This is a genomic window from Actinoplanes lobatus (genome assembly GCF_014205215.1).
Taxonomy (GTDB): Bacteria; Actinomycetota; Actinomycetes; order Mycobacteriales; family Micromonosporaceae; genus Actinoplanes; species Actinoplanes lobatus.
Map to the genome: position 1 here is coordinate 1,480,163 of NZ_JACHNC010000001.1, position 22,593 is coordinate 1,502,755.

The 22,593-nt window shown below is 66.8% G+C and carries 25 protein-coding genes and 1 pseudogene; 17 read left to right on the forward strand and 9 right to left on the reverse strand.

All coding sequences use genetic code 11. From position 1 onward, the window contains the following. Positions 1-4 precede the first annotated feature (4 nt). On the reverse strand, positions 5-901 hold the full coding sequence (locus tag BJ964_RS06490) for a chromosomal replication initiator protein DnaA (protein ID WP_188119832.1): 897 nt from the start codon (positions 899-901) through the stop codon (positions 5-7). Between the two features lie 124 nt (positions 902-1,025). Here BJ964_RS06490 and BJ964_RS06495 point away from each other — a divergent pair, with 124 nt between their 5' ends. Next, the gene (locus tag BJ964_RS06495) at positions 1,026-2,597 is read left to right on the forward strand and encodes an acyl-CoA carboxylase subunit beta (protein ID WP_188119833.1); all 1,572 of its coding nucleotides are present in this window, start codon (positions 1,026-1,028) and stop codon (positions 2,595-2,597) included. A 137-nt stretch (positions 2,598-2,734) separates the two neighbouring features. On the opposite strand, the gene BJ964_RS06500 is transcribed toward BJ964_RS06495, so the two are convergent. From BJ964_RS06500 to BJ964_RS49500, 3 genes and pseudogenes are all read right to left on the reverse strand, one after another. Further along, entirely contained in the window at positions 2,735-3,460 is a 726-nt protein-coding gene (locus tag BJ964_RS06500) for a M50 family metallopeptidase (RefSeq protein ID WP_188119834.1), read from the reverse strand. Positions 3,461-3,483: 23 nt separating this feature from the next. Continuing rightward, positions 3,484-3,699, reverse strand: a complete 216-nt coding sequence (locus BJ964_RS06505) for a hypothetical protein (RefSeq protein ID WP_188119835.1) — start codon at positions 3,697-3,699, stop codon at positions 3,484-3,486. Between the two features lie 1,480 nt (positions 3,700-5,179). Beyond that, positions 5,180-6,424, reverse strand: a pseudogene (locus BJ964_RS49500) (serine/threonine-protein kinase); the annotation flags it as partial. A gap of 101 nt (positions 6,425-6,525) precedes the next feature. On the opposite strand from BJ964_RS49500, the gene BJ964_RS06515 reads away from it, so the two are divergent. The 7 genes from BJ964_RS06515 (at position 6,526) to BJ964_RS06545 (ending at position 14,268) form a co-directional block, all read left to right on the forward strand. Beyond that, positions 6,526-6,723, forward strand: a complete 198-nt coding sequence (locus tag BJ964_RS06515) for an acyl-CoA carboxylase subunit epsilon (protein ID WP_229806597.1) — start codon at positions 6,526-6,528, stop codon at positions 6,721-6,723. A gap of 115 nt (positions 6,724-6,838) precedes the next feature. Further along, positions 6,839-7,225, forward strand: a complete 387-nt coding sequence (locus BJ964_RS06520) for a hypothetical protein (RefSeq protein ID WP_188119836.1) — start codon at positions 6,839-6,841, stop codon at positions 7,223-7,225. Then, positions 7,225-8,532, forward strand: a complete 1,308-nt coding sequence (locus tag BJ964_RS06525) for a hypothetical protein (RefSeq protein ID WP_188119837.1) — start codon at positions 7,225-7,227, stop codon at positions 8,530-8,532. Before BJ964_RS06520 ends, BJ964_RS06525 begins: the two co-directional genes overlap by 1 nt. Next, a complete protein-coding gene (locus BJ964_RS06530) occupies positions 8,533-9,684 on the forward strand; it encodes a S8 family serine peptidase (protein WP_188119838.1) in 1,152 nt (383 codons plus the stop codon). Between the two features lie 139 nt (positions 9,685-9,823). After that, positions 9,824-10,456 (forward strand): Maf family protein, encoded by a 633-nt coding sequence (locus tag BJ964_RS06535; RefSeq protein ID WP_229806598.1) that lies wholly within the window; start codon positions 9,824-9,826, stop codon positions 10,454-10,456. 472 nt (positions 10,457-10,928) lie between these two features. Further along, positions 10,929-12,674 (forward strand): acetyl/propionyl/methylcrotonyl-CoA carboxylase subunit alpha, encoded by a 1,746-nt coding sequence (locus BJ964_RS06540; protein WP_188119839.1) that lies wholly within the window; start codon positions 10,929-10,931, stop codon positions 12,672-12,674. Positions 12,675-13,557: 883 nt separating this feature from the next. Continuing rightward, complete coding sequence (locus BJ964_RS06545; protein ID WP_188119840.1) at positions 13,558-14,268, forward strand: hypothetical protein; 711 nt, start codon at positions 13,558-13,560, stop codon at positions 14,266-14,268. A 116-nt stretch (positions 14,269-14,384) separates the two neighbouring features. On the opposite strand, the gene BJ964_RS06550 is transcribed toward BJ964_RS06545, so the two are convergent. Continuing rightward, on the reverse strand, positions 14,385-14,579 hold the full coding sequence (locus tag BJ964_RS06550; protein ID WP_188119841.1) for a DUF397 domain-containing protein: 195 nt from the start codon (positions 14,577-14,579) through the stop codon (positions 14,385-14,387). A 15-nt stretch (positions 14,580-14,594) separates the two neighbouring features. Then, on the reverse strand, positions 14,595-15,476 hold the full coding sequence (locus BJ964_RS06555; protein ID WP_188119842.1) for a helix-turn-helix domain-containing protein: 882 nt from the start codon (positions 15,474-15,476) through the stop codon (positions 14,595-14,597). Positions 15,477-15,885: 409 nt separating this feature from the next. On the opposite strand from BJ964_RS06555, the gene BJ964_RS06560 reads away from it, so the two are divergent. The 6 genes from BJ964_RS06560 (at position 15,886) to BJ964_RS06585 (ending at position 18,292) form a co-directional block, all read left to right on the forward strand. Next, complete coding sequence (locus tag BJ964_RS06560) at positions 15,886-16,167, forward strand: hypothetical protein (RefSeq protein WP_188119843.1); 282 nt, start codon at positions 15,886-15,888, stop codon at positions 16,165-16,167. Further along, complete coding sequence (locus BJ964_RS06565; RefSeq protein ID WP_188119844.1) at positions 16,164-16,511, forward strand: hypothetical protein; 348 nt, start codon at positions 16,164-16,166, stop codon at positions 16,509-16,511. Before BJ964_RS06560 ends, BJ964_RS06565 begins: the two co-directional genes overlap by 4 nt. Further along, positions 16,504-16,896: a hypothetical protein gene (locus BJ964_RS06570; protein WP_188119845.1), complete on the forward strand. Its 393-nt coding sequence runs from the start codon at positions 16,504-16,506 to the stop codon at positions 16,894-16,896. Before BJ964_RS06565 ends, BJ964_RS06570 begins: the two co-directional genes overlap by 8 nt. Continuing rightward, positions 16,893-17,339 (forward strand): hypothetical protein, encoded by a 447-nt coding sequence (locus BJ964_RS06575; RefSeq protein ID WP_188119846.1) that lies wholly within the window; start codon positions 16,893-16,895, stop codon positions 17,337-17,339. The genes BJ964_RS06570 and BJ964_RS06575 overlap by 4 nt, the downstream gene beginning before the upstream one ends. Positions 17,340-17,455: 116 nt before the next feature. After that, on the forward strand, positions 17,456-17,866 hold the full coding sequence (locus tag BJ964_RS49030) for a DUF397 domain-containing protein (protein WP_229806599.1): 411 nt from the start codon (positions 17,456-17,458) through the stop codon (positions 17,864-17,866). A 252-nt stretch (positions 17,867-18,118) separates the two neighbouring features. Further along, positions 18,119-18,292 carry a hypothetical protein gene (locus BJ964_RS06585; RefSeq protein ID WP_188119847.1) on the forward strand — a complete coding sequence of 58 codons (174 nt, stop codon included), beginning with the start codon at positions 18,119-18,121 and terminating at the stop codon, positions 18,290-18,292. 12 nt (positions 18,293-18,304) lie between these two features. Here BJ964_RS06585 and BJ964_RS06590 read toward each other — a convergent pair whose 3' ends face one another. The 3 genes from BJ964_RS06590 to BJ964_RS06600 form a co-directional block, all read right to left on the reverse strand. Further along, the gene (locus tag BJ964_RS06590) at positions 18,305-19,078 is read right to left on the reverse strand and encodes a hypothetical protein (RefSeq protein ID WP_188119848.1); all 774 of its coding nucleotides are present in this window, start codon (positions 19,076-19,078) and stop codon (positions 18,305-18,307) included. 98 nt (positions 19,079-19,176) lie between these two features. Then, positions 19,177-20,082 carry a glycosyltransferase gene (locus tag BJ964_RS06595; protein WP_188119849.1) on the reverse strand — a complete coding sequence of 302 codons (906 nt, stop codon included), beginning with the start codon at positions 20,080-20,082 and terminating at the stop codon, positions 19,177-19,179. A gap of 4 nt (positions 20,083-20,086) precedes the next feature. Continuing rightward, on the reverse strand, positions 20,087-20,938 hold the full coding sequence (locus BJ964_RS06600; RefSeq protein ID WP_188119850.1) for a GntR family transcriptional regulator: 852 nt from the start codon (positions 20,936-20,938) through the stop codon (positions 20,087-20,089). 178 nt (positions 20,939-21,116) lie between these two features. Here BJ964_RS06600 and BJ964_RS06605 point away from each other — a divergent pair, with 178 nt between their 5' ends. From BJ964_RS06605 to BJ964_RS06615, 3 genes are all read left to right on the forward strand, one after another. Continuing rightward, entirely contained in the window at positions 21,117-21,443 is a 327-nt protein-coding gene (locus tag BJ964_RS06605) for a hypothetical protein (RefSeq protein ID WP_188119851.1), read from the forward strand. Between the two features lie 453 nt (positions 21,444-21,896). Further along, complete coding sequence (locus tag BJ964_RS06610) at positions 21,897-22,172, forward strand: hypothetical protein (RefSeq protein ID WP_188119852.1); 276 nt, start codon at positions 21,897-21,899, stop codon at positions 22,170-22,172. Beyond that, on the forward strand, positions 22,172-22,408 hold the full coding sequence (locus BJ964_RS06615; RefSeq protein WP_188119853.1) for a hypothetical protein: 237 nt from the start codon (positions 22,172-22,174) through the stop codon (positions 22,406-22,408). The genes BJ964_RS06610 and BJ964_RS06615 overlap by 1 nt, the downstream gene beginning before the upstream one ends. The last annotated feature ends 185 nt before the right edge of the window (positions 22,409-22,593 follow it).

Here is a 22,593-nt window from a genome sequence, read left to right on the forward strand (position 1 = left end):
GAGCTTAAGCCGGTGGGCCTGCGGAATGGCGGCTGACGTACGGACGGGGCCGCGGACTGGGCCGGGACTCCCCACCCCGCTGGCCGTCACGGTCCGTCCAGGATCGGGGCAGCCGGGCCGCCCGCTGCTCATGCGGGGGCCACTCCGGCTCGGCGGGCACCACCGGCAGGTCGAACCCGGTGGCCGGCTCGTAGGACGGCACCGGGGGCAGCCGGTCAATACCCTGGGAGGGGTAGAGGTCGTCGGGCACCGGGGTCCAGTAGTCGCCGGACGGCGGGCGGCCGTCGACGTCGACGTCGGACCAGCGGGGCCAGTCCCAGTCCGGCAGCGGCTTCTCGTCGTCCGGTCCGGCATAGCGTCCCGCGTACCCCGAGGGGCTCTCGGCGTCTCGCCGCGCCCAGGCCGGGCCGTCCGGTTCCGGATCGCGCCGGCGGCGCGACGGCCAGAAATCGTCATCGAGGTAGCCGTCCTCGTAGCCGAGCCGTTCCTCCTCGTCGAAGAACAGCGGCCCCAGCTCGCCGAGGTCCTCCTCCTCGCCGGGGTCGTGGTCGGCAAAGCCGATCCGGCGGTGGGCGTCCTCGTCCTCCTCGTCGGCCAGCCCGATGGAGGCCAGTCCGCTCGGGAGGGCGTCCGGCTCGGCCGGCCCTCCGCTGAAGGCGGCCGCCAGCCTTCGACGGCGGCCGAACCGGGGCTCCTCGCCCGCTACCGGACCGGCTTCGACCGCGGGGCGTGGTCCGGGTGTGGACCTCACGGTGGATTCCGGGCGCCGGCGGCGAGCGGATGAGCCGGCCCGGTTCGCCCGACGAGCCTCGCCGCCGAAGAGCACGGTGCGGAAGCTGATCAGTGTGGCGAGGCCGCCTGCGATGAAGGCGAGCCCGGCCGCGGTCATCCAGTTCGTCACGCCACTCGTAACGAATGGGGCATTGGGTATGAAACGCACGCGTAGCGACGCCCTCCGCGTGCGACGAGATCTGGTTACGATGCTGATCGTTGCCTTAACGAGCGCTCAGAGGGTGGAGACCTTCGTGACGACAGAGCCCGACATCCACACCACCGCCGGTAAGCTCGCCGATCTCACCCGCCGAACCGAGGAGGCCGTGCACGCGGGCTCCGCGCGGGCCATCGAGAAACAGCACGCCCGCGGCAAGAAAACCGCGCGGGAACGCATCGAGCTGCTGCTCGACAAGGGCTCCTTCGTGGAGCTCGACGAGCTGGCCCGGCACCGGTCCACCGCCTTCGGCCTGGACCGCAACCGGCCGTACGGCGACGGCGTGGTCACCGGCCACGGCACCATCGACGGCCGGCAGGTGTGCGTCTTCTCGCAGGACTTCACGGTCTTCGGCGGATCCCTCGGCGAGGTCTTCGGCGAGAAGATCGTCAAGGTCCTCGACCTGGCCATGAAGATCGGCTGCCCGATCATCGGGATCAACGACTCCGGCGGCGCCCGGATCCAGGAGGGCGTGGTCGCGCTCGGCCTCTACGCCGACATCTTCTTCCGCAACGTACGGGCCAGCGGCGTCATCCCGCAGATCTCCCTGATCATGGGCCCCTGCGCGGGCGGCGCCGTCTACTCCCCGGCCATCACCGACTTCACCGTCATGGTCGACCAGACGTCGCACATGTTCATCACCGGCCCGGACGTCATCAAGACGGTCACCGGTGAAGAGGTCGGCATGGAGGAGCTGGGCGGGGCACGTACCCACAACACCCGCAGCGGCAACGCGCACTACCTCGCCAGCGACGAGGAGGACGCGGTCGAGTACGTCCGGGCCCTGATCTCCTACCTGCCCAGCAACAACCTGGACGAGCCGGTGGTCTACGACGAGCCGGCCGACCTGGAGCTGTCCGAGCAGGACCGGGCGCTGGACACCCTCATCCCGGACTCGCCGAACCAGCCGTACGACATCAAGACCGTCATCGAGACCGTGGTCGACGAGTTCCTCGAGGTCCAGCCGCTCTACGCGCAGAACATCGTGGTCGGCTTCGGGCGTGTCGAGGGACGGCCCGTCGGCGTGGTCGCCAACCAGCCGATGAGCCTCGCCGGGACGCTCGACATCGCCGCGTCCGAGAAGGCGGCCCGCTTCGTGCGCACCTGTGACGCGTTCAACATCCCGGTGCTCACGTTCGTGGACGTCCCCGGCTTCCTGCCCGGCACCGGACAGGAGTGGGACGGCATCATCCGGCGCGGGGCGAAACTCATCTACGCGTACGCCGAGGCCACCGTGCCCAAGGTCACCGTGATCACGCGGAAGGCGTACGGCGGGGCGTACGACGTGATGGGGTCCAAGCACCTCGGGGCCGACGTCAACTTCGCCTGGCCGACCGCCCAGATCGCGGTGATGGGCGCCCAGGGCGCGGTCAACATCCTCTACCGGGCGGAACTGGCCGCCGCGGAGGATCCGGTTCAGCGCCGGGCCGAGCTCATCCGGGAGTACGAGGACACGCTCGCCAATCCGTACATCGCCGCCGAACGGGGGTACGTGGACGCGGTCATCCAGCCGTCGCAGACCCGTACCCAGATCGTCCGGTCGCTGCGGATGCTGCGCACCAAGCGGGAGTCCCTGCCGCCCAAAAAGCACGGCAACATCCCGTTGTAGCCCTCTGGGAACCCGCGATTCGCCGCCGGTGAGATGGCACGCGATTTTCCGACGTCCGTGGGGTTTGCGGACGGCGGAAAATCGCCTGCCATCTCACCGGTTACAAGGCGAATCGCCGCGGAGCGAAGCGAAGCCAGCTAGCTCAGCCACTGGCCGGCGAGCAAGAAAGCGCCGGCCAGCAGGGCCGCCACGTTCACCGCCAGGAAGACGGTCACCCAGAACAGGGCCGGCAGGTGGGTGAGCCGGGCCAGCTGGTCGGGGTCGGAGTCACGCATCCGGCCCCGGCCGCGCAGGCTCTGCAGCTCGAAGACCGGGCGGATCCCGCCGAAGAGCAGGAACCACACCCCGGCGTACGCGAAAGCCGCCTGCACGTCGGGTTCGGCGTACCAGGAGACGGCGAACACGATCGCGCCCGTCACCAGCAGCGAGATCACGCCGAACAGGTTCCTGATGTTGATCAGCATGAGCAGCAGCAGGGCCACCGCGAGCCAGAGCAGCAGCGTGATCCGGTTGCCACCGAGCAGCCAGGCGCCCAGCAGGCCCACCAGCGACGGCGCGATGTAGCCGCCGAGCAGGGTGAGGATCATGCCGAACCCGGTCGGGCGGCCCGCCGACAGGGTCAGCCCGGACGTGTCGAACTCCAGCCGGATGCCCCGCAGCTTGCGCCCGGTCAACAGGGCGAACAGCGCGTGCCCGCCCTCGTGGGCGATCGTGACGGCGTTGCGGGCCACCCGCCACACCGGGCGGATCGCCACCGCGAGGAACCCGGCCACCGCCGTGAGCAGCACCAGCATCCCGGGCGGGTCGGGCTGCGCACCGAACAGCTGGTCCCACAGGTCAGTCACACCGTCGATCGACAACACGCCGGGGACTGTAGCCGATTTCGCTAGCGGCGGCGGCGTGCCACGACCTTCACCGGTTGCGGCTCGGGCCGGCCCAGGGACCGGGCCGCCATCACGCCGACTCCGGTGACCACCGCGAGAGCGGCCAGGACCAGCAGGATCGCCAGCAGCCCGGTGGACGCCAGGATCGCGACGTCAGCCACCGCGACCAGCATCCACAGTGCGATCGTCGGCTTACTTCCGTGCCGTCGGCAGTTCATGATCCACCTCCATCCGTGATCCTGGATAACTACCCAGCCACCCAGGAATCACGCATGACGGCGGTCACTTACGGGGCTCGAACCCCTCGTAGATGCTCTCGAGGTCGGGCTTCGCCTTCTCCCAGTCCTGATCCTCGGTGTACCAGGTCAGCACGTACATCTTGTCCCCGACCAGCATGTACCGCCGCACCACGTGCTGGGCGCCGCTGCTGATCGCGCGGAAGTACTCCAGGTCGACCGCCTGGTACCCCTTGTACTCGAGCCTGGTGGGGCCGACCTCGTCGTACCCGCCGGTGTTGTCGCCTTCCTGGTATTCCATCGGGTCGACGCCGGTCGGCACGATGTCGAGGCGGATCTGCCGGCTCTTGCCCCACCCGAAGGTGCGCCCGCCGCCGGCGGCGCCACCCTCGTTGCGGGCGTTGTCCGGAACCGGAAGGGTGTAGCCGGAACCCCGGTAGAGGCGCCAGCCGTCCGGAAGCCCGGCGGCGGTCGGCGAACTCGACGGCGTCTGACTCGCGGGCGTGCTCTTGTCCGGCGACTGCTTGCCGCCGGACTGCTGCGTGGCGGCCGACGCACCGGCCTGCGGGACCTTCTTGTCGTCGTCGTCCGAACCGAACGCCTGCACCAGGATGATGCCGACGAGCAGCACGAACGTCATCACGATGCCGAGACCGATCGCCGCCTGCCGGCGGGTCAGGGTGGTTCCGAAGATCGTCACCCCACCGGTACGGCGGACCGCCGGCCGCAACTGCATCGGGGTCCAAGCCGGGCGGGACGGCCGGGCGAACTCCGGCACCGGCGCCCCGTCACCGACTCGGGTGGCATCCGTCACCGGGCGCCGCCGCGGCGGGACGCTGACCACCGAGGTGCGGTCGTCGTCCAGCGCCAGCATGGTCGTCTTCTCCTCGGCCGGCGCGGCCAGCACCGAGGTCATCTCCTCCACCGCGGGGCCGGCCTTGGCGGCCGGTGCCAGCAGCGTCGTTTTTTCCTCCGGTACGGGCGGGGCCGTCTCCTCCACGGCCTCGGCGGGCGTGTCCGCTTCCGCGGCCGGCTCGTCCTTCGCCTCGGTGCCGATCGCCGTCTCTGCTTCGGCCGGCGACTCCTCGGGCCCGGCGTCCGCGTCGGTCGTCGCCTCGGACGCGGCCTTCGACTCCGATCCGGTGTCGTCGGCAGTGACGGGCCCGGCGGTCTCGTCGCTCGTCGCGGCGTCCGGCTCGGAACCGGCGTCCGCGCTGGTGGCGGCCTCCGGCTCGGTGCTGGTGGCAGCCTTCGCCGCCGCCTCGGGCCCGGTCACCGGCGACGCTTCGACGGCCGGCGTCTCCGCCTGCCCGGCCGCGGGCGCCTCGGTGCGCGGGGTCACGACCGGGTAGCCGGCCGTGGCCTGGGCCAGCGACCGCTCGTGCTCGGGGGCGGCCTGCTTACGCCGGTTGGCGGCCACGTCGGCGGCCGTGAAACCGGTGCGCAGCGCGTTGGTGGGCGCGGAGCCACTCGCCATCGCCGACGGGGTGTCGGCCGGGCCGCTCTGCGGTGCGGTCGGGGGCGCCTGACGCGTACCCGAGGAGGAGTCGCGGACCGGAGGCGTGTCGAGGCGCGTGGCGTCCAGGGGTTTGCCGTCCCGGCCGACCGGCGGGACCTGACCGCCGACCTGGGCCTTGCCCTGCGCGAACGGCGTCGCCGGCTGCTGCGGCTGGACCGCTGGACGATGCGGCTGCCGGCCGTCGGCGGCCGGCGGCTGGGCGACCGGTGGACGCGGATTGGGTACCACCGGCGCCGAGCCGGTGGCGGTGCCCCACCCGGAACCGGGCAGAACCGGCGGACCACCCGGACCGCTCGGCAGCGACGGCCGCTCCCGGCCCACACCGGGCCGGCGCATGGTCGGGCTCATCGGGAACGTGATCTTCGACCGGCGGCCGGACGCGCGGTTCAGCAGACGCTCGGCCTCCTCCGCGTTGATGCGGTGCGCCGGATCCTTGCGCAGAAGCCCGTTGAGCACCGGCTTCAGCGGTCCGGCGTTCCGCGAGACCGGCACGTTCTCGGTGGCCAGGGCGGCCAGGGTGGCGATCGCCGACGGGCGGGCGAAGGGTGACTGCCCCTCCACCGCGGCGAACAGCGTGGCGCCGAGCGACCACAGGTCGGCCGCCGGGCCCGCCGTGCCGTCCCGGGCGCGCTCCGGAGCGATGTACGCCGGGGAACCCAGCACCAGGCCGGTCCGGGTCACGTTGGGGTCGCCCGGCACGGTGGCCAGGCCGAAGTCGGTGAGCACCACGCGGCCGTCGGCGCCGAGCAGGACGTTGCCCGGTTTGACGTCCCGGTGCACCACCCCGTTGCGGTGGGCGGCACGCAGCGCGTTGAGCACGCCGAGGCCGATCTCCGCGGTCCGCAACGGGTTGAACGGCCCGTCGGCGGCCAGGGTGTCCTGGAGCGATCGGGACGGCACGTACTCCATCACGATCCAGGGATCGGCATCCGTGCTGAGCACGTCGAAGACGCGCACCACGTTGATGTTGTTGAGCCGGGCGATGGCGCGCGCCTCGCGAAGGGAGCGCTCACGCATCTCCTGCCGCTCGGCCGGGGTCAGCCCCGGCGGCGGCACGAGCTCCTTGATCGCGACTTCTCGGTGCAGGACGACATCGGCCGCCCGCCAGACACGTCCCATCCCGCCCTGACCGAGCGGCGCGACGAGCCGGTACCGATCAGCGACAACGAGTGGGGGAGAAGAAGACATCACGCAGAAAATACCTGGTTCTGTCGAGCGGCCGCGAATTGATCAGCCGAGTGTGGGACGCGTGTCACCGGATCTCCAGTAGTCCGTCGTACGCTCGGCTGATGAACGAGGAACCGCTGGTCAGCGTCGTAAGAGGAAGCCTAGACGATCATGAGGTGGCGGCGCTGGTCGCCATCCTGACATCTCGATCTACTTCGGTCAATTCTCGTACTACCCCCCAACCCGTCTCAGACTGGATCCGATCAGCGCACCCCGCCGGACGGCCCCGGAACTGGCGCACCTCGGCACTCCCCCGCTGACCGTCGTCCACAGGGGGCGGAAGCCCGGCTCGTGATTCGCTAACCTCTCTGGGTCACGAGCTGCCGATCGATGGGAGGACGAACGTTGTCCGAAGCCAGGGATTCCGCGGGGTGGTTGGGCAATGTCGACTACACCGACTTCGGCGCCATCGAGGCCGACATTCACGCCATGGAGCAGTTCGCGGCGAAGCTGAAGCAGGACATCGAGCTGAACTACGCCCCATATGCGGACGCAGTGAGCAACACCATGATCAAACAGCTGCCCGACACGCCGTTCTACGAGCTGCACCTGTTCCTGTACCGGCACGACCAGGTGCAGATCGCCACCCAGATGAACGTCGCCGGCTACACCGACGGGACGTACAAGTTCGCCAGCGCCGCAAGCGGCATCAGCGAACAGTACCGGGGCTCCGACGCGTTCTCCCGGGCCAAGGTCGCCGACGTCGAGGCCCAGTTCGAGAGCACCGGGGAGACCTCGGAGCCGTTCACCGGAGGCGCGTGATGGGGATCGAGACCGGCGGCGGCATCAGCGGCACCAGCTGGAACGGCATGAGCGTCGACGCCATGTGGGAGCTGATCCACGATCACGACAGCGCCCCGCACCAGGAGATGGGCGACGCCTGGTACAAATCGGCCAAACTCCTGGAAAACCACGTGAGCCAGGTCCGGTCGTACCGCGACAGGTTGGCCGAGGCCTGGCCCCCGGAAAAAAGCCGGGCCGCGTACGCGTACATCGAACGCCTCGAGCAGCTGATCATCAGCCTGGAGGAGACACGGCTCGCCTCCAACACCAACTGGCGTGTCCTGACCACCACCATCGAGGCCGTCGAACAGGCCAAGGAAAAGGTCGCCGGCATCCAGAAGGAGTACGCGGCCAACCGCGAACAACTCCAGAAGTACGAGAAGGCCAAGAACGAGGTGGCGCTGGCCACCATGGACCCGATCGCCACGACGCCGCCGGTGCCGTACAGCCGTCAGGACGACCTGACCACCCAGGCCCGCGTCACGATGCAGTCCCTCTCGGCCGAGTTGGCCGCCGCCCAGTCCAACTTCATAGCCCCAAAGCCGTTTGACCCCAAATGGATCTACGGCGACAACTTCGACTCGCTAGATTCCGGCGGTACAGGGTCCGTCCCGGCATCGACCGTGCCGCCGTTCAACCCACGATCCATCACGCCGACCAAAACTTCGAAAACCACTGTTCCGGGGTCCGGAATCGACAAGAGCACACAGAACCCTGGCGGAACGAACGACAAGCCCGGAACATCCAAGCCTGCCCCGGACGGCCCCATCCTGGGTGGCACCAAGACTCAGCCTCCACCGACCACAACTCTTCCCACAACGAGCACCACCACGACAATCCCGCCCAATCCGAACTCCCCGAACCCGTACACCATCACGCCAACGATTCCGTCCACGACAACGACGGCCCCTCGCACTCCCGTGATGAACAACCCCTCGGTTGGCACATTTCCGCCAGCAGCGGGAGGCCGCGGCACGTCGGTTCCGCACGGAGGAGTCATCGGTGGATCACCCACCGGGATGCTGGGCGGCCCACCGCCCGGCAGAGGCGGTCAGCCCGGAATGTCCACTCGCGGCACTCAACGAGTGAACCCCATTGGCGGCCTGATCGGCCAAGACGGCGGCACCCGAGCTAGCCGTCGTCCGTCATCGAGGAACAACGAGGAAGCTTCCTCTCAGCGCTGGGATCCCGACAATCCATGGGAAACCGCAGAAGGCATCGACCCTGTCCTGCTTCCTCCCACCGAGCATCGAATCGATCCCGGACCCACCATTGGCGGCCGTTAGGTGAATAGCAAGAAAGGAGCGGCAATCGCTGTCACCCTGGGCACTATTGCCGCCACTCTTTACCCCGTCACGCCCGCCAACGCAGATCCAGCTCGGGATGCGCAGTGGCAGGTCAGTTTCCTCAAACTGACCCAAGCTCACCAGATCACCAAAGGCGGCGGCGTAACGATTGCCGTCGTTGACACCGGAGTTTCTCCTCACCGTGACCTAACGAAGAACCTCAAGGAAGGCGCCGACACGATCCGGGGAGGAGATGGCATCGGGCAGAAGGACGAAAATGGCCACGGCACCCAAATGGCGGGATTAATCGCCGGACATGGCCATAATTCAGACGACGGCATCCTTGGCATAGCACCCAACGCGTCACTCTTTCCCATCAAGGCAGCTAACGCCGAGGGCGGCGGATCCGGGCTCGAGCCTGGCATCAAACGGGCAGCCGAAGTGGGCGCCGATGTAATCAACGTCTCAGCCGGTAGAGCAAACTCCCGAGCGATGAATGATGCAATAGCTGCAACTGTTCTCGCAGACTCAGTAGTTGTCGCGGCCGCCGGAAACAAATCCGACACACTACGGCTCGGATATCCTGCCGCAATGCCTGAGGTCCTCGCAGTAGGCGCAATAGATGAAAAAGGAAATCTGGCAGATTTCTCGGTAACCGACCCGAAGGTGGGAATCTGCGCTCCGGGTGTAAATGTAGCGACGACAACCCTCAACAATGGCTACGGCAAGGGGAGCGGGACGTCGGAGGCCACGGCGATTGTTTCGGGGGCGGCTGCTCTGGTGCGGGCGAAGTTCCCCGATCTTTCGGCGGCCGAGGTGATTCACCGGCTCACCGCTACGGCTGACGACAATGGGCCGCCCGGGCGGGATGACCAGTGTGGCTTCGGGGTGCTCAATGTCGTCAAGGCGCTGACCGCCGAGGTTCCGCCGCTTGAGGGGGGCACTGCCGCGACCGCGTCGGCCCAGCCTTCGGTGGCCGCGCCGTCGGTGGGGGGTTCTGCGGTTCCGGCGGATCCGGAGAACAAAGCGGATCCGGAGAACAAAGCGGAGGAATCCAACCTTCCGGTCATCGCCGGTGTCGCGGGTGGGATCGCCGTCCTCGGGGTGCTTCTCGCGTTTCTGGTGCGCCGGCGGCGGAAGCCGACCGCATGAGTCCTGCGGGCGCCGCCCTCCGGGATCGGCGCCGCGGCTGGGAAGTGGGCACTGAGCTGCGCTATTTGTCCGAGATCGCCGCTGAAACGCCGCGCTTGAGCACCCTTTTGCACGCCTGCGGCTTGTAGGCTCGTTTCCCGTGCAGAGCGTGCAGAGCGTCCAGACCGACATCGTGTACCGCCTGGTTCTCGCCTCGGCCAGTCCCGCGCGGCGGGCGCTGTTGACCGGGGCCGGGATCGACGCCGAGGTGGTCGTCAGCGGTGTGGACGAGAGTGCCGTCGAGGCTGACGACGCCTATTCGACGAGTCTCGCCCTGGCGCGGATGAAGGCGCGGACGGTCGCCGCCGTGCTGCCCGCCGATCCGGGGGCTCTGGTGCTCGGGTGTGATTCGGTGCTGGCCTTCGATGGTGAGGTGCTGGGCAAGCCGGCCGACGCCGAGGAGGCGGCCAAGCGCTGGATGGCGATGCGCGGCAGGTCGGGGGTGCTGCACACGGGGCATCACCTGACCGGGCTGGTCAGTGGCCGGCAGGCGGAGGCGGTCGGCACGACGACGGTGCATTTCGCCGATGTGAGCGACGCCGAGATCGAGGCCTATGTCGCGTCGGGTGAGCCGTTGCACGTGGCCGGCGCGTTCACGCTGGACGGGCGGGGCGGGGCTTTCGTGGAGCGGATCGAGGGCGACCCGGGCAACGTGATCGGCCTGTCGTTGCCGCTGCTGCGCCGCCTCCTCGCCGAAATGGGCGTCCCGATCACCTCACTCTGGCGGCACTGAAGAGTCTTCTTCTCGGGTGTTCGCGGATTCTAGGTCAAGCGCCCGGTCAGGCGAACCGCCGAATGGAGCGCCGTCCGCCGCGCCAGGCTGAAATGAGGCTTTCGCCGGAAGCAGGCGCCCGATTCGCCCGCTTTGCAAACCGATGCTGGGCGACCTTGAACGATTTGCCACCCGAAACGGTGGTGAATCGTCCAAGATCGCTGGGGGTGACGCGACCCGCTGGCGAGGGATTGCGGATTCGGCCGTGGGCAGCCAGAAGAAGACCCTGAATCGAAACGATCGAACCGGCCATACTCAGCCGCGCGGTGCGGGAGCAGGGGCGATCGGGGCCGGCAGCGGGCCGTGGGCGAGGCCCGGCCCGCGAGACGAATCGGGACTAACTTAGCGGCGGATTTCCACAGCCCGGGAACGTTGCAGAACAGTGAAGATCGATCACGGCGGAACTACCTGAGGAACCGTTAGGCTCTACCCCGTGCGGAAGATATTGATCGCCAATCGCGGCGAGATCGCCCTCCGGGTAATCCGGGCCTGCAAGGACGCCGGCCTCACTAGCGTCGCCATCTACGCCGACAGCGACCGGGACGCGCCACACGCGCGGGCGGCCGACGAGGCCTTCGCGCTGGACGGTGAGACCGCCGCGGACACCTATCTCCGCATCGACAAGGTTCTGGAGATCGCGGCCCGCAGCGGGGCCGACGCGATCCATCCGGGCTACGGCTTCCTCTCCGAGAACGCCGAGTTCGCGCAGGCCGTACTGGATGCGGGTTTGATCTGGATCGGTCCTTCGCCGGAGTCGATCCGTGACCTGGGTGACAAGGTGACGGCGCGGCACATCGCGCAGCGTGCGGGCGCGCCGCTGGTGCCGGGCACCCCCGATCCGGTCGCGGACGCGGCCGAGATCGTCGCGTTCGCGCAGGTGCACGGCCTGCCGGTGGCGATCAAGGCGGCGTTCGGCGGCGGTGGCCGAGGGCTGAAGGTGGCCCGCACGATCGAGGAGATCCCGGCGCTGTTCGAGAGTGCGACCCGCGAGGCAGTGGCCGCTTTCGGTCGTGGCGAGTGTTTCGTGGAGCGCTACCTGGACCGGCCCCGGCACGTGGAGGCGCAGGTCCTGGCGGACATGCACGGCAATGTGGTGGTGGTCGGCACCCGGGACTGCTCGTTGCAGCGCCGCCACCAGAAGCTGGTCGAGGAGGCGCCGGCGCCGTTCCTGAGCGACGACCAGAGACGAGAGATCCACGAGAGCGCGAAGGCGATCTGCCGGGAGGCCGGCTATCACGGCGCCGGCACGGTGGAGTATCTGGTGGGCCAGGACGGGACGATCTCGTTCCTGGAGGTGAACACGCGTCTCCAGGTGGAGCACCCGGTCAGCGAGGAGACCACCGGCATCGATCTGGTGCGGGAGCAGTTCCGGATCGCGGCGGGCGAGCCGCTGCCGTTCACCGAGGACCCGGCGCCGCGCGGCCATTCGATCGAGTTCCGGATCAACGGGGAGGACGCGGGTCGCAACTTCCTGCCGGCGCCGGGCACGGTCACCGCGCTGACCTGGCCGTCCGGGCCGGGTGTGCGGGTCGATTCGGGGGTCGAGCAGGGCGGTGTGATCGGCGGCAACTTCGACTCGATGCTCGCGAAGATCATCGTGACGGGCGCGAACCGGGCCGAGGCGCTGGAGCGGGCCCGCCGGGTGCTGGACGAGACGGTGATCGAGGGGATCGCCACGGTGCTGCCGTTCCATCGGGCGGTGGTGCGGGACGAGGCGTTCACCGGCGAGCCGTTCACGGTGCACACCCGCTGGATCGAGACCGAGTGGGTCAACGAGGTGCAGCCGTTCGCCTCGCCCGCCGCGCCGGCCGAGGAGGCGGGCGAGCGCGAGACCGTCGTGGTCGAGGTGGGCGGCCGGCGCATCGAGGTGCGGCTTCCCAAGACCCTTTTCTCCGGTACGGGGCCCGCGGCCCCCAAGCGCAGTGCGTCCCGTCCCCGCGGCGGCGGCGCGCAGACCCGGGTCAGTGGCGGCAGTCTGACCGCGCCGATGCAGGGCACCATCGTGAAGGTCGCCGTGCAGAACGGCGACGAGGTGGCCGAGGGCGACACCATCGTGGTGATCGAGGCCATGAAGATGGAGCAGCCGTTGCAGGCGCACAAGGCGGGCACTGTGGCGGGCCTGTCCGTGGAGCCGGGCGCCACGGTGACCGCCGGCACGGTGATCTGCGCGATCGACTAGCCGTCACGGGTTCGCCGCCTGCGGCGTTCTCTGGAGGGGCCCGGGGTTCCCCGGATGGGGCCCGGGGCTTCCCAGGTTTCCCGGAGCGGGCCGTCGATACGGGACCTACTGGATAGCCTGTTGATCATTGGGCAGGTCGCGGCCACGATCAAGGCCGCGACCTGCCCATATTCTTGATCATCGTTCGGCAGTCTTGGTCGACGTTTGTCAGCATCTGACGGCCTGGCGGCGGCCTGACGGCCTGGAAACGGCCTGGGTTCCGCGCGGAACGCGCCTCCACACCGCCACCGCCATCCCGTCACCGTCGTCCCACACCACGTGGAGCGGGCCTGCCCCGGGGTGACCAGGTGGAGCGCCCTACCGGACGTACGACCTGGTCACCCCGGGGCAGGTCTGCTCGGCTCTGCCTGGGACGACGGTGACGGGATGGCGGCCCTCGACCACCGCGGACCGCGCCGGCCAAACGGCCCCGGACCATCCCGGAGCCCGAGGCCCCCGCCGGAGGCGCTCTAGCCGTGACCAGGCAGCGTTCGCACTTCAACGCCCGATGCTGCCGTGCGCCGGGGCGTGACCGGCCGCCAGGCCGCACGCGCGCCCCGGCGCGACACGGCGGCGGGCCGAAGGCCCGCCCTTGAACAAGTAAAGAAAGTCTGAACACGCACGCTCGGGTTACGCGGGTTACGTCGACCGCAACCCGGTTCGCCTAGGCATGCGCGCTCCGCCCCCAGGGCTCCGGCAAAGTCGTGGGATGTCTGGTGCGTCAGCTCCGCCGAGACAGGACACGCGTTCTGCGGCTCGAGCCCAGGGCATTGAGCTGACTCACCATCTCGGGATCAATGCAGCTCCCACGGGCGCGGTCGGCCTGCCGGGGTATTGTCCAAATATGATCATGCCGGTCTTCTATGCCCGACCTCATGCAGCGGGTAAGGCGCTCGATGTCGCCCGCGCTCTCGCCGGTCATGCTGAGGCGGGAAGCACCCGCAAGGACCGCTTGGCGGGGCTTGCCGACGATATCCGGCTGCTCGTCGCTGAGGACCTGCGGGTGACGCCTGACCCGCTAGGGCTATTGCTGAACATCGGGCTGCCCAGCAATGTGCCGTTGCTGTCCTCCAACGACCTGGACCGCTTCGTGTACCCGCTGGTACCAAGGCTCACCGCGGCGACCCGGCGCCCGTTCGTCTCGGTATGGGCAAGCAAGCGACACGCCAGGACTTCCTCGGTCGGGGTCTTTCAGGCCCTCCCGGCCCGGGACCCCGGCGGGGCTGAGCAATTTCAGGTCCGGACGAGCGCCTCCATCGTCGCTCCAGCCTTCCGGCAACAGATCCACAACCAGCTTGCCTCTGGTGGTTTGTCGCCGACCGGTGGCATCGCCCTTCAGCTGTCGTTCGTGGTCGGCCCGAGACGTGCCTGGCCGAACCTGTGGAAGGCCACGATCGACTCACTGGGTCCACTGCTGGGGCATGCTGTCGACACCCGCGGAGCGGATGGCCGCATCACCGATCTTGGACTGCACTGCGCCGTCGACCCGGACCTCGGACACGACGTTGTCATCGCGATCCGCGCCACGTCATCCCGGACAAGCACCGAATCTTGACCATCAGGCGGTGAGCAAGGGTGAACTCACGAACCGGCAGCCGGCCCTTGCTCCGCCCCTAGCCCAGACGCGAAAAAGCCCGGCCTGTGTAGACCGGGCTCTTCGGTGTCGGGCGATCAGAGATCGAACTCGCCGTCTTTGACGCCACCCACGAACGCGGCCCACTCTGCATGAGTGAAGACGTGCGCGGGCTTGCTCCGGTCTTTGGTGTCCCGAACGGCGACGCCCTCGTCGGTGATCGCCACCTCGACACAGTTGCCGTTTGCCCCACTACGGGTGCTTGTACGCCAGCGTGCGTTAGAGAGATCCACCGCCCGCTCCTTCCTTTATGTGGCCTCGCGGGCCACGGTCTGGATCATTGTCGTGGTGTCGCTCGTGTTCAGAGCCTGAGCAGCAAGCCGCTGGAAGCCAATGCGGTACCAACCAACCTCGGCGTCTGCCTCCGCGAAAAGTCCCCCGCCCTGATTTTCCATGTAGACCAGCGGCGGATCGGGCTCTACGAACTCCAAGATCGCGAAGGCGCCAGGCATTCCGGCATGCGCTCCAGCGATGAACGGGAGTACCTGAAGAGTGATGTTCGGCCGCCGTGCCATTGCAACCAGATGCTCAAGCTGGGCGCGGTGCGCTGTCGGGGTACCCACCTGTCGACGGATCACGGCCTCGTCCAGGATCACCCAGAGCGCCGGAGGCCGAGGCTTCGTCAGAGCCTCCTGCCGCCGCATCCTGATCTCCAGCCGTGGGCCGATCTCCTCGTCCGTCGCCTCGGGAAGAAGTGCCCGAATCACAGTCTCGGCATACTCCCGAGTCTGGAGCAGGCCAGGCACGAACAGGCTTTCGTAGTTCGAGATCCGCTCGGCGTCGGACTCAAAGGACGTGAACGTTCGGTAGGTGTCGGGCAGCGTGCCACCCTCGAATGCCTCCAGCCACTTGAGCTGACGCGACCTCTTGCGCAAGTCGTGCATCTCGGCGCGGGTGTCGGCGTCAGTGACGCCGTAGAAGTCGAGTAGATGATTCAGCGTTCCGGCCTGCGGCGTGGTCTTCGCGGTCTCCATCCGGTGCAGAGCACCCGTCGACAGGCCCGTTGCGGCGGAGACGTTTTCGCGCGTTCGGCCCTCCACGGACGTCCTGAGCGCGAGCAACTGGGCGGCAAGACGACGCCTCGCCACCGTCGGCGCTTGTCTGCGCACAGCCATCGCTTGCAACTCCATCCTCGGGGCTCCCTTCAATGAGTCTCCCTCGCTGAGGTGGGGGAGATACGCCGGGGCAGGCTTAGTTCCTGTAGCAAAAGTATCTCAGGTACTTGTAGACTCCCGAGTAAGTACCACAAGTACTACTACTAAGTGATCTCTAAGCCGACGCCAGGCATCCGCCAGGCTCCACCCGTCTCGAAGCCGACCCGCCGGGGGCAGACGTGAAGCACCGAAGAAGGAGAGTCCTGAGGGTCTTCCCGACTCGCCAGTGTGTATGCGGACTAAGGCACCCATGCCCGGATGCCGGACAGCCATTTGGCCTGACGCCGGTGCGTCCCGGACCTCGCACGCGCCATGCGGATGAGGAGATTTGGCCGACGCCATGGGGACCGATGTACGTCCGTCTGCCTGGAGAGCGGTGGACGAAATGACGACCGAACTGGTCCTCGTCACGCCCGCGCGGCCGGAGCCGAGCAGCGAGCACATTGCCGACCGTTCGTCCTGGGATTGCCGAGTGTGCGGGCAGCCGTGGCCCTGCGCGCCGGGCAAGGTGGCACTCATCGAGGAGTTCCGGGAGTACCCGTCGGTTCTGCTGCTGTACCTGGTCGCGACGTTCTACGAGGCTCGGGATTCATATATGAACGTGGCGGAGCCGCCGGACCTCTACGGGCGCTTCGTGATGTGGGCCGTGAGGCGGGCGAACCCATGACCCGCCGTCACTACCCGCCGATGATGACGTTTCACTCGCCCGAGTGTCCGGCGCTTGCCGGCCTGCTCGATCAATTCGAGTCAATGCCGGTCGATAGGGCTCGCGAGAAATACCCGAACCATCATTTCGATCTCTGTGCCGCTGTCGACATCACGCCGTACGTGGCTGTCGAGCTGGCGGTGCCGGAGCACCTGTACGACCCGAGCGGCACTCGCCCTGACGACGCCGTGCGGTCGCTGTGCCGGAAGTGTTTCGGCACGCACGGCGAGGACGAGGGCCGGGAAGTGATCAACGTGCGGCCGCAGCAGGAGCCGCCGTCAGGCTTGGTGATTCCCGGTGCCTGAGCCGCAGCGTGCCATCGAGGAGTCGCTCAGTTGGCGGAACCGACGGATCCGGGCCGCGAACCTGCCGTACCCGCCGGGTGTCCTGGAGGCATGCGAGCAGTTCGATCGTGACCATTCCGCCTGGTCCGCCTCGTGGATGCCGGAGAACACCGGTAAGGGCTGGGAGCGCCCGGCCGGGTTCGGTGCCCGCCGAACCGACGGTGAGCGGCTGCGCGGTTGTGACGACTTCCGCCCTGGCCTGGACGACAACGTGCCACGGACGCCGTGGGCGTTCGGAGCGACCATCGCTGACCTGGAACGGCGGGTCGCGGAGTTCGAGGCGCTGATCGCCATGGAGGCAGATCTGACCCGGCGACTGACGCCACGCATAGGGGGCATTCGATGACAAACTATATCTACGACGAATCACACGCTCTCGCCGCTGCGGACGCTGCTGGCCGCGCGCTGGAGCCCGATGACGAGGCGCGGCCGACCCTACGCGAGGTGCTTGGCTCCTCGGGCTACCCGATGCCCGCCTCCAGCGCTCCTGACCGGTTCGTGCGATTGCTCGCCGACCTGGTGCCGGGATGGCTTGCCGAGCCGCCGGAGAGCGCGGTGGATTTTTACCTGGCCGTGGCGGCACCGGACCGGTCGATGGGTGTGAGCATCACCGTGGGCCTGCCGGGTGAGCAGGGGTATCTCACGGTCGACGAGTGGTGCGTCACCGGCACCAGTACCGCGCATGTCGCCCTGGAGCTGACCTTGAACCACGATGCGGGCACGCCAGCATTCGAGCACGCGATCCGGGTGCTGCGGGCGCATGGCGCGCTACCGGCGGTAGGGCAGTGATGGCCAGTGAGATCGATCTGCGTCGGTTGGGTCGGCCGTTGTGGGCCAACCTCATGGATTGGCCTCGCCGGGCAGCGAGGACCTGCCTTGCCATCGACGTCGACTACCCCGCGTGGGTGGCCTGGTATCACCCGCCGCGCGGCACGGATCCGGCCTGCTGGTCGGCCCTGCTGGTCAGCGGTGACCCGTGGCCGGTCCACGTCAACGCTGCGACCCCCGGTGAGCTTCGTTCCGCGATCGCGGCCCGCGAGGCAGAGCACCGGCCCCATTCTCCGGCGGAAACGGCCGCCGGTGACACCAAGGAAAGGAATACCAGCATGGACCTGCTCAACGACGGCAAGCCGTTCAAGTCCTCGAAGTCCGGCGCGGCCGGGCACTGCGTCACGGTGCAGCACCTGCCGTCCGGCGGCGTCGCCGTGGCCCACAGCCAGGACCCGGACGGCGTGAAGATCCGCTACACCCCCGAGGAGTGGACCGCCTTCCTCGAAGGTGCCAAGAGCGGCGAGTTCGACCTGCCGACGGTCTAGGTCGCAGCCTTCAACACCACTCCCAAGTTTGACCCTCCAACGATCTAGTGGCCGGGCAGGGCGCTAGATCCGGGTGAGGGCGTTAAACCGATCCAGCCGGAACAGCGACACGCATGCCCCCCTGCTACGCGTGCACGCCCCTACCGGTCTGTGTCGGCTAGGACGTCCACGACGGCCCCGTTCCCGCTTTCTTCCGGCCGAGACGTACCTGCGCCCTCACTCCTCAAACTTTCGACAGAAGAGAGTCGCACCGTGTATGAGCTGCCGGTACTGGATCAGCGGATTCCCGGTTCCCACCTCCACCCGCTGCTCCGGCGAACTCGCTTCGTTGGTGTGGCGAAGGTTCCCAGCGGCTTCGTCGATGACCTGCCAGTGCTTGAAAAGGTGCTGACGGCACTCCGGCAACACCGGAATGCCGAAGACTGACCGTCGACGCGTTCACTCCGTCGGCATCGAGGACGTTGGCGGGCAGGAGTGCCACGCGCGGAACGGGTCACGCGGGCCGCACTTCAACATCTCGCGGGGATGCTTCAACGGATCCGCCGACGACGGGACGACCGCCGGCACGGGCGCAGCCGACGGTTCCCCATCTCCAGCGCCTTCATATCGGGGCACGTACCCACCCGTCCCGCACCATGGCGGAGCGTCGATACCGGCGACTCGCCAACCATCATCGTTTCGGGTCTTGATGACCCATGTCCGCGGCGAGCTGCTGTAGCCGCCAAGCCGCCCGTTGTCGTCCGCGCCCCACCACACTGCCTGGACCTCCGCGCGCACTTCGGCACGCCCGTCGACGACAGGGCCGCTACGCAAGGACTTGATGTCTAAACGGGTGGGGGGCGGATCGGTTGAGCGCATCGCGTCCTGGTACGTCCGCCACTGGCTCAGTAGCCGCTCCTGCCCGCCATCATCCAAGAGCGGCAGCAGGCCATCGGGATCGTTGTACGACAACCGGATGAGGTACTCATCTGCGGCGGCTTCGGGAGACGGGGCACCCTTGCCGGCCTCAACCGTCACCCTGGCAAACCAGAGGACAGGGACACTGAGAATCCCGCCGCAACAGATCAGCAGCGTTGGCGTGAACACGAACACGGCGAGGCGGCGGCGCACTGACCAACCCGAGAAGCGATGTCGGACATGCCGCTCCTCCCAGCGTTCATAGGCAGCCTTGACTACCCTCCACCGCACCCATCGATCGACCCTCGTGATCATCCGGGAACGATACGCATCTTGGTCAACTTCCGTCGAACGCGTTACCTCTTCCTGAGCATGCGGTGCGGCGGTGCCAGCAAGGCCTAGAACAACTGCGCCTATCGTTGGACCAAACCAAGCTGCCGCCTCAACTCCTGCATTGATGCCTTCAGAAGTTCCTGCTCGAAAGCCTGCGGGCTGTCAATATTGGGCTTATATTCGGCCATCAGAGAGTGCGCGCGATCGTACCACTTGCGTAGCGCAATCGACGTGGCTTCGTCAAGTCGGCCATCGATGAGGCCGTGACGAATTATGACGTCTAACTCTTGGCTCATTAGATCGTCCTTGGGCCTTTGCGGATTTGTCCAGTCGTCCGCGACAATCGGGCGTAGGCGCAGCGCCTTCCGGTTCCAATGCATGAGAATGTCGAGGTCGACGGTAAAGTGATCTGGCATCTCCTCAGGCCAGAGGTGGCGCCACGCCGCGCGCTGCCCAGACCATGGCGTGGAGCCTACCTTCGGAAGCATTTCCGGATAGAGATAGCCGCAGACTGGCGCAAAAAAACCGTGGAGCCACATCTGCGGATACAGGGGACGCCAATACAGATCGGTGACACACGCGTCGGCAATGCCGCTTAGGATTGGCTCAAGCAAGATCGTTGATAGCGGTCGGTCGCCGAAGTACTGCATGTCGCCATCGATTAGACAGACAATGTCGCCTGACGTACTTGCCAGTCCAGCCTTTATGGCTGCGCCTTTACCAATCGGTGCTTCAATGACCCGAGCGTCGGTCTTCTGCGCTTCGGCCACCGTCCCATCGGTGCATCCGCTTGCGCTAACGAGCACCTCGCCGCCGATCCCAAGAAGCGACAAGCCCTGGCGCGCCTCAGCAACAACACTGGCAATCGTGGCTTCTTCATTGTGCGCTGGGATTACGATGCTGACGGTTGCCTTGGAGCTGCTGATCGTCCGATTAGGAACCAAATCGAGCCCGAGGGCAGGATCAATCTCCGGCCGCTTAACCATTTCCTCAACTTCCCTTCGCGTATGACTGATGACCCGCCGGCCACCGATCCAAGGACTCCGTAAACACCAGATCCACCCTGTCAGCAGGGTATGTGGCATCGGAAAGCTCAACGACTCTTCCATCGGTGTCTACGGAGCGACTTCGCACCCACATCAACGGCACGCCTGGATCAATTCCCCAACGCGCACGATCGGCTGGCGTCGGCTCCGTCGCTGTAACCGATCTGACAAATCGCTCTATCTCAATCCCGACGGTATAGAGCTGATGCTGATGCCCTCCAGGCCACGGCTCTAGATCCTCTCTCAGGAGATCAGGATTTCCTGAGATGAGGCTCACGGGGATGTAGGAGGTGCTCCATGCAATTCGGAGACCGGTGTCAATCTCAAGAGTTTCGTAGACTCGCCGAAGTACCTCAACGTCATCGGGAACGGAAAACTCTTCGGCAAGCTCCGGCGTGATGGGAACAACAGAGTACCGGGCCGTGAAGTGTGTTCGGTCGATCGGGACACCGGCCGTAAGCTCAGCCGTTCCCACCGCTGCACGTTCTTCCTCGGGCCGAAGTACAAGGTTCTTTTGCTGCTGAGTGAAGTCAACGGTCAGGCGAATCCTGCGTACCGGTGGCCGGACTCGCTTGCGCCGGCCACGACCGCCGACGATGCGTCCTTCATTGGTCAGTACATCTAGAGCTGCACGCGCCGAACCGACCGAACAGTTCCACTTGGCCGCCAGCTCGCCTGCCGACGGCACGGCGTCGTTTGGCCCCAGGCGTCCGCTCACGATCTCGGCTCGGATGGAGTCCGCGATGCGGTGATGGACAGGCACCACGCCCGGCGTGGACTCGGGTTCTTGCTGCATAGAAGCCATTCAACCACCAACTTTGCCAGTTCGCTAGCGAACTTCCTTGCAACCCATTGATCTACTTGCTAACGTCGCTACATCGCCAGTTCGCTAGCGAACCAGCGATGTGCGAGTGCAGGGACTGCGTGCAGCGCGAGCATCCGGCTCGCGATCGAGTTGTAGGGAGATCGACAAGATGCGGAACATCCCCGTGAACCTGGGTGGCTACAAGCTTCGCGTGGTGGAGGAGCCCGCGATCAAGACGGATCAGGAGGGCCGCGTGCTCACGGCGTACGGCAGTGACGATCCGCTGTACACGATCGCGGTGTTCGCGAAGCCGGTCGCGACGGAGGACGGCTACCGCGGCAAGGGCGAGGAACTGAAGATCACGCTCTCGACGGACCCGGGTCAGATCGAGGAAGGCGAGCTGGTGGAGATGATCGCGCCGACGGTCTCGCACTGGGAGCGGGACGGCCGGTCGGGTCTGACTTGGAAGGCTCAGGGGGTCAAGACGACCCGGTGAGCTTGGCGGACCGGGCGGTCATGACGACGCGAGTCCGGCCCTTCCCGCGACGGAGAAGTTTCTAGCCTCGCCCCTTTCGGTGGGCAATCCGTTCGAGTCGGATCGGGGCACTAATGCCGATACGCTGCGGCTTCAATCTGGTCACGGGTTCGGCGGTTTTTTGAGAATTCAACAGTGGATAGATCCATGCCAAAATCCCGCATTCGATCGCAATTTCACGAAAGGAGGATTGCCATGTCTAACACTAATCTTATTCTTTCTGGCCTACTGCTACTGTCGGCCTCAATCAACGTCGGCCTCATCCGGCGCGAGACCCGCCGCTGGCGTCGCATGTGGCGCCTGACGGGCCGGGAGTAGTCGCGTTTCGATGGGTTCTGTCCGTCCTTCGGAGAATTTTTCCGGGGGCGGGTGGTGCCCACCGAGAGGTGGACTACTTCAAGGAGAGGACGCCGTATGGATTTGGTCCCGGAGATCTTCAAGTCGATGACGGGGCGCAGGCGGTATGAGGCGCTGGTCGGCACGATTCAGGGCTTGGCGTTGATGCTCGACGGGGCAAAGAGCCTGATCGCGTCATGTGAGCCGCCGCCGGGGACGCTGTATCAGTACGCGGCTCGCGTCGAGGACCTGGAGGACGCGCACAAGCAGGCGGCGGAAGCACTACAGAGCTTTCGGATCAGAGTCAAGACGTTCGAGGCCGAGTTGGTGGCGAAACCGTGGAAGGTGGGTTGATGTCGTACCAGGTATTCGACACCTACGACGGAATCGACAAGGCAATGCGCATGATGCGTGACGCAATGAAAGGAATGCCGGAGCGGCACCGATACATGCGTCACTACGACGACCTTCGTCGGTCGGTCGCGGTGTTGCTGATCCTTCTCGAAGAGGCCACGCCGTGGCTGGACGAGACGAGTCGAGCGGAGCAGAGCACGAGCCGGGCAAAGACCCTGCTCGACTCCATTCGCTAGTTCACTGAGGCGGCCCGGATCGGAACTTCGGTCCGGGCCTTTTTCATGCCAGAAACCATGACAAGAAAGTGGTGCAACACGATGGGCAAGCGTATTCAGGGCTGGGAATGGCGGGTCGCTGGGTGGGCCGCTCGGCACCCCGGGTTCGTGGCCGCTCCGGCTGCGTTGACCGCTGGTGTGGCCCA

What these genes read in the sequence shown, in the direction of transcription:
- BJ964_RS06615 (WP_188119853.1), top strand. Translation starts at nt 22,172, where the DNA reads ATGTCGTACCAGGTATTCGACACCTACGACGGAATCGACAAGGCAATG.
- BJ964_RS06565 (WP_188119844.1), top strand. Translation starts at nt 16,164, where the DNA reads ATGACCCGCCGTCACTACCCGCCGATGATGACGTTTCACTCGCCCGAG.
- BJ964_RS06605 (WP_188119851.1), top strand. Translation starts at nt 21,117, where the DNA reads ATGCGGAACATCCCCGTGAACCTGGGTGGCTACAAGCTTCGCGTGGTG.
- BJ964_RS06575 (WP_188119846.1), top strand. Translation starts at nt 16,893, where the DNA reads ATGACAAACTATATCTACGACGAATCACACGCTCTCGCCGCTGCGGAC.
- BJ964_RS06590 (WP_188119848.1), bottom strand. Translation starts at nt 19,078, where the DNA reads ATGATCACGAGGGTCGATCGATGGGTGCGGTGGAGGGTAGTCAAGGCT.
- BJ964_RS06525 (WP_188119837.1), top strand. Translation starts at nt 7,225, where the DNA reads ATGGGGATCGAGACCGGCGGCGGCATCAGCGGCACCAGCTGGAACGGC.
- BJ964_RS06595 (WP_188119849.1), bottom strand. Translation starts at nt 20,082, where the DNA reads ATGGTTAAGCGGCCGGAGATTGATCCTGCCCTCGGGCTCGATTTGGTT.
- BJ964_RS06600 (WP_188119850.1), bottom strand. Translation starts at nt 20,938, where the DNA reads ATGCAGCAAGAACCCGAGTCCACGCCGGGCGTGGTGCCTGTCCATCAC.
- BJ964_RS06555 (WP_188119842.1), bottom strand. Translation starts at nt 15,476, where the DNA reads ATGGAGTTGCAAGCGATGGCTGTGCGCAGACAAGCGCCGACGGTGGCG.
- BJ964_RS06610 (WP_188119852.1), top strand. Translation starts at nt 21,897, where the DNA reads ATGGATTTGGTCCCGGAGATCTTCAAGTCGATGACGGGGCGCAGGCGG.
- BJ964_RS06505 (WP_188119835.1), bottom strand. Translation starts at nt 3,699, where the DNA reads ATGAACTGCCGACGGCACGGAAGTAAGCCGACGATCGCACTGTGGATG.
- BJ964_RS06560 (WP_188119843.1), top strand. Translation starts at nt 15,886, where the DNA reads ATGACGACCGAACTGGTCCTCGTCACGCCCGCGCGGCCGGAGCCGAGC.
- BJ964_RS06545 (WP_188119840.1), top strand. Translation starts at nt 13,558, where the DNA reads ATGATCATGCCGGTCTTCTATGCCCGACCTCATGCAGCGGGTAAGGCG.
- BJ964_RS06515 (WP_229806597.1), top strand. Translation starts at nt 6,526, where the DNA reads ATGAACGAGGAACCGCTGGTCAGCGTCGTAAGAGGAAGCCTAGACGAT.